At 71.0% G+C, this 4,871-nt stretch carries 6 protein-coding genes; 5 read left to right on the top strand and 1 reads right to left on the bottom strand.

What is annotated here, in order from left to right; all coding sequences use genetic code 11:
• From PKC53_RS18680 to ugpQ, 4 genes are all read left to right on the top strand, one after another.
• Nucleotides 1-628 (top strand): ABC transporter permease subunit (locus PKC53_RS18680; RefSeq protein ID WP_324431385.1); only part of this gene is annotated, 628 nt, incomplete at its 5' end.
• Between the two features lie 6 nt (nucleotides 629-634).
• On the top strand, nucleotides 635-1,489 hold the full coding sequence (gene ugpE / locus PKC53_RS18675) for a sn-glycerol-3-phosphate ABC transporter permease UgpE (RefSeq protein WP_324431383.1): 855 nt from the start codon (nucleotides 635-637) through the stop codon (nucleotides 1,487-1,489).
• A gap of 9 nt (nucleotides 1,490-1,498) precedes the next feature.
• On the top strand, nucleotides 1,499-2,569 hold the full coding sequence (locus tag PKC53_RS18670; protein ID WP_324431381.1) for a sn-glycerol-3-phosphate import ATP-binding protein UgpC: 1,071 nt from the start codon (nucleotides 1,499-1,501) through the stop codon (nucleotides 2,567-2,569).
• Complete coding sequence (gene ugpQ, locus PKC53_RS18665) at nucleotides 2,566-3,306, top strand: glycerophosphodiester phosphodiesterase (RefSeq protein WP_324431379.1); 741 nt, start codon at nucleotides 2,566-2,568, stop codon at nucleotides 3,304-3,306. The genes PKC53_RS18670 and ugpQ overlap by 4 nt, the downstream gene beginning before the upstream one ends.
• A gap of 12 nt (nucleotides 3,307-3,318) precedes the next feature.
• Here ugpQ and PKC53_RS18660 read toward each other — a convergent pair whose 3' ends face one another.
• Nucleotides 3,319-4,659 carry an MFS transporter gene (locus PKC53_RS18660; protein WP_324431377.1) on the bottom strand — a complete coding sequence of 447 codons (1,341 nt, stop codon included), beginning with the start codon at nucleotides 4,657-4,659 and terminating at the stop codon, nucleotides 3,319-3,321.
• A 17-nt stretch (nucleotides 4,660-4,676) separates the two neighbouring features.
• Here PKC53_RS18660 and PKC53_RS18655 point away from each other — a divergent pair.
• Nucleotides 4,677-4,871, top strand: a 195-nt coding sequence (locus tag PKC53_RS18655; RefSeq protein WP_324431375.1) for a hypothetical protein, incomplete at its 3' end; no start/stop codon positions are given.

Below are 4,871 nucleotides of genomic sequence, written 5' to 3'. Positions count from 1 at the left end.
GTTGACCCTTTCGCTGCTGCTGGCCGTGATGGCAGACCGCGTGGTGCGCGCGGCGGGCGCCTACAAGACGCTGCTGATCTGGCCCTACGCCGTCGCACCGGCGGTGGCCGGGGTGCTCTGGCTGTTCATGTTCGCCCCTTCGGTCGGCATCGTCAGCTTCTGGTTGCGCCGGGCCGGCATCGAATGGAACCACCTGCTCGACAGCGGCCACGCGATGGCGCTGATCGTGATGGCGGCGGTTTGGAAGCAGGTGTCGTACAACTTCCTGTTCTTTCTCGCCGGTCTGCAGTCGATTCCCAAGAGCCTGATCGAGGCCGCGGCGATCGACGGCGCCGGCCCCTGGCGACGCTTCTGGACGGTGCAGTTCCCGCTGCTCACGCCGACGACGTTCTTTCTGCTCGTGATCAACATCGTCTACGCGTTCTTCGACACCTTCGCCATCGTCGACGCCGCGACCTCGGGTGGCCCGGGCAAGGACACCGCGATCCTCGTCTACAAGGTCTATTTCGACGGCTTCAAGGCCCTGGACCTCGGCGGCAGTGCGGCGCAGAGCGTGGTGCTGATGGTCATCGTCATCGCGCTGACGGTGGTGCAGTTCCGCTACGTCGAACGACGCGTGAACTACTAGGCCGAGATGGTCGAGAACCGCCGCCTCGCCGACGTCCTGAGCCACCTGGTGCTGGTGCTCGGGGTAATGATCGTCGCCTTCCCGGTCTACATCACGCTGGTGGCCAGCACACAGACGGCACAGGAGATCGTGCAGAACGTGCCGATGTCGCTGCTGCCGGGCGACCAGCTGATTCCGAACTACACGCGTGCGCTGGTCGGCAGCAATACGCAAGGCGGCAACAACCCGCCGGTCGCACCGATGATGATGGTGAGCCTGATCAGTGCGCTGGCCATCGCGGTGGGCAAGATCGTGATCTCGCTGCTGAGCGCCTTCGCGGTGGTGTACTTCCGCTTTCCGTTGCGCAGCCTGGTGTTCTGGATGATCTTCGTGACGTTGATGCTCCCGGTGGAGGTGCGCATCCTGCCGACATACAAGGTGGTCTCCGACCTCGGCATGCTCAACACCTACGCCGGCCTGACGGTGCCGTTGATCGCCAGCGCAACCGCCACCTTCCTGTTCCGCCAGTTCTTCCTCACCGTGCCCGACGAGCTGGTCGAGGCCGCTCGCATCGACGGCGCCGGGCCGATGCGGTTCTTCCTGGACGTTCTGCTGCCCTTGTCGCGGACCAGCATCGCGGCGCTGTTCGTGATCCAGTTCATCTATGGCTGGAATCAGTACCTGTGGCCGCTGCTGGTGACGACCAGCGAGGACATGTACCCCGTCGTGATGGGTATCAAGCGCATGATCACCGGCGGCGACGCGGCCACCGAGTGGAACGTCGTCATGGCCACCGCGGTGCTGGCCATGATCCCGCCGGCGCTGGTGGTGATCCTGATGCAGAGGTGGTTCGTCAAGGGCCTCGTGGACAGCGAGAAGTAGCACGACGACATGGGCGCGATATCCCTGCGCAGGGTCGAGAAGACCTACGGACACGGCCCCAGGGCCGTGAAGGTGATCCACGGCGTCGACGCCGAGATCGCCGACGGCGAGTTCATCGTCATCGTCGGCCCCAGCGGCTGCGGCAAGAGCACGCTGCTGCGCATGGTCGCCGGGCTCGAGGAGATCAGCGGCGGCGAGATCGTCATCGGCGGGCGCGTCGTCAACGGGCTCGAGCCGGCCGAGCGCGACATCGCGATGGTGTTCCAGAACTACGCGCTGTACCCGCACATGTCGGTGTACGACAACATGGCGTACGGGCTGAAGATCAAGAAGGTGCCGGTCGACGAGATCCGCCGCCGGGTCGACAAGGCGGCGAAGATCCTCGAGCTGGGCCAGTTGCTGCAGCGCACGCCGCGCCAGCTCTCGGGCGGCCAGCGCCAGCGCGTGGCAATGGGCCGCGCGATCGTGCGCGAGCCGCAGGTGTTCCTGTTCGACGAGCCGCTGTCCAACCTCGACGCGAAGCTGCGCGTGCAGACGCGGCTGGAGATCCAGAAGCTGCACGCCGAGCTGGGCATCACCTCGCTGTTCGTCACCCACGACCAGGTCGAGGCGATGACGCTGGCGCAGCGCATGATCGTGATGAACGCCGGGCTGATGGAGCAGATCGGCGCGCCCGAGCAGGTCTACCTGCGCCCGGCGACGACCTTCGTCGCCAGTTTCATCGGCAGCCCGCCGATGAACCTGCTGCGCGGGCGCGGCGACGGCCGCCGCTTCGTCTGCGACGGCAGCGACGCGCTGCCGCTACCGGTGACCGCGCCGCGCGGCGGCGAACTGATCCTGGGCGTGCGTCCGGAGCACGTCGAACCCGGCCAGGACACCGGCTGGCCGCTGCACGTCGAGGTGGTCGAGATGCTCGGCGCCGAGCGCCTGGTGCACGGGCGGCTCGCGGGCCAGGAGTTCACCTGGCGCATCGACGCGACGCTGCCGGCACCGCACGCCGGGCAGACCGTGTCGCTGGCGGTCACGCCCGAGCACCTGCACTGGTTCGACGCCGCCGGCGGCCAGCGCGTCGAGCCGTGACGCGCTGGCCCTACCCGCGCTGGTTCGCGCACCGCGGCGCCGGCCGCCTCGCGCCGGAGAACACGCTGGCAGCGTTCCGCGAGGGCGCGCGCCACGGCTGGCGCGCCTTCGAGTGCGACGTCAAGCTCAGCGCCGACGGCGTACCGTTCCTGCTGCACGACGCGACGCTCGAACGCACCACCGACGGCCGCGGCCTCGCGGCGACACTGCGCTGGTCCGACTTGTCGCGGCTCGACGCCGGGGGCTGGCACAGCCGCGGCTTCGCCGGTGAACCGCCGGCGTCGCTGGCCGCCATCGCCGCCTTCGTGCGCGGCAACGGCTTCACGCTGAACATCGAGGTCAAGCCCACACCCGGCCACGAACGCGAGACCGGCGAGGTCGTCGCCGAACACGCGGTGCGGCTGTGGCACGGCGCGGCGGTGCCGCCGCTGCTCAGCTCGTTCCAGCCCGCCGCGCTCGAGGGCGCGCGCGCGCGCGCGCCGCAGTTGCCGCGTGCGCTGCTGCTCGACGCGCTGCACGACGGCTGGCTCGAGCAGGCGCGCGCGCTGGGCTGTGTCGCGGTGGTGGCGATGTACGCGCTGCTCGACGCGACGGTGGTCGCGCGCGTGCACGGCGCCGGCATGAAGGCGCTGGCCTACACGGTCAACGACCCGTCGGTGGCGGCGTGGCTGACCGACAACGGCGTCGACGCGCAGATCAGCGACGCCGTCGACCGCTTCAGCCCGGCCGGCGACTGAGCTCGCGCGCCGTCAACGCGGCTCGGCCAGCGCCACCGTCGCCTCGACGCCGAGGCCCTGCTCGTCGTCGGCGGGCCGCGGCAGCGTGCGCACGCCGCGCAGCGCCGGCGCGTGCCAGGCCGCCACCGCGAGCAGCGCAGCCCCCGCGCCGGCGAAGGCCAGCGCGGCGCGCAGCCCGAAACGCTCGCCCAGCCAACCGCCGAGCAGCGCGCCGGGGCCGGCGGCCAGCAGCGTCAACCAGCGCATCGTGCTGGTCATGCGACCGAGCAGCGGCGTCGGCGTCACCGCCTGGCGCAGCGCCAGGAAGTTGATGAACACCAGCACCGCGCCGAAGCCGAACAGCACCAGCATCAGCGCGAACGCGGCCACGCCCCACGGCCCGGCCGGTGCCGCCGCCAGCAGCAGCCAGCCGAGCGCGCACACCGCGAAGCCGCAGATCAGCGTCGGCCCGAGGCCGAAGCGCGCGCTCAGCCGGTGGCCCCACACGCTGGCCGCCACCGTGCCGACGCCCATGCCCGCGTAGCTCAGCCCCACGGCCTGCTCCGACAGGCCGAGCTTGCGCGTGGCGAACAGGATCTGCACCACCAACGCCGCGTGGTGGCACATCTGCCACACGCCCACGGCCAGCGCGAGCGCGACCAGCAGCCGCTGGCGCGCGACGAAGCGCACGCCGGCGCGCAGGTCGCGCCAGAAGTGCGTGTCGCCGCCGCGTGCCGGCGGGGTCTCGGCGACGTGCACGCCGCGCAGGATCAGCGCCGAGGCGAGCAGCATCGCGGCGTCGACGAGCAGTGCCACCGGCGCGCCCAGCGCCTTGATCAACACGCCGGCGAGCCCCGGCCCGGCGACGTCGGCGCCCGAGCTGGCGAGCGCGTTCTTCGCGTGCGCCTCGACCAGCCGCTCGCGCGCCACCACCTGCGTGAGCACCACCTGCGCCGCGCTGCCTGCCACCGTGTACACCGAGCCGACGGCGAAGCCCACCGCGTACAGCCAGGGCATCGTCAGCCAGCCCAGCCACCAGGCCAGCGGCACGGTGCCGACGATCAGCGCGATCAGCGTCTCGCCGCCGATGTACACCGGCAGCTTGCGCACGCGGTCGAGCCACACGCCGGCCGGCAGCGACAGCAGCACGAACGGCGCGATCTCCATCGCGGTGAGCAGGCCCATCTGCGTGGGCGTCGCATGCAGCAGCAGCGCGGCGGTCAGCGGCAGCGCGAGCATCGTGACCTGTCCGCCCAGCGAGCTGATCAGGATCGAGCTCCACAGCCGCCGGTACGCGCGATCGCGCAGCAGGTCGCCCGGCGGCAGCGTCCACCAGGCCTTCCACCGCCGCAGGCGATGGACCATCTCGTTCATGACATCGGACTCCCGTCGTGGCGACCCTCGTGGGGCCGGTGGCACGGAAGCTCGTCACGACAGCCGGGGCTTCCGCCGACTTCTCGGCGGATCGGGTCGCGATCGTCGGGGCCGGGAAGCGGGTGCTAGGACGCGAGCAACCCGCGGTCGACCGCGGGTTCGCCGCCGCGCCGCGATGCCAGGGGGCCGGTCGCGCGCACGCGCACGGCGCC

Source organism: Azohydromonas sp. (assembly GCF_035325925.1).
GTDB lineage: Bacteria > Pseudomonadota > Gammaproteobacteria > Burkholderiales > Burkholderiaceae_C > Calidifontimicrobium.
The sequence above is the reverse complement of the archived record's forward strand: the minus strand, read 5'-3'. Positions and strand labels throughout refer to the sequence as shown.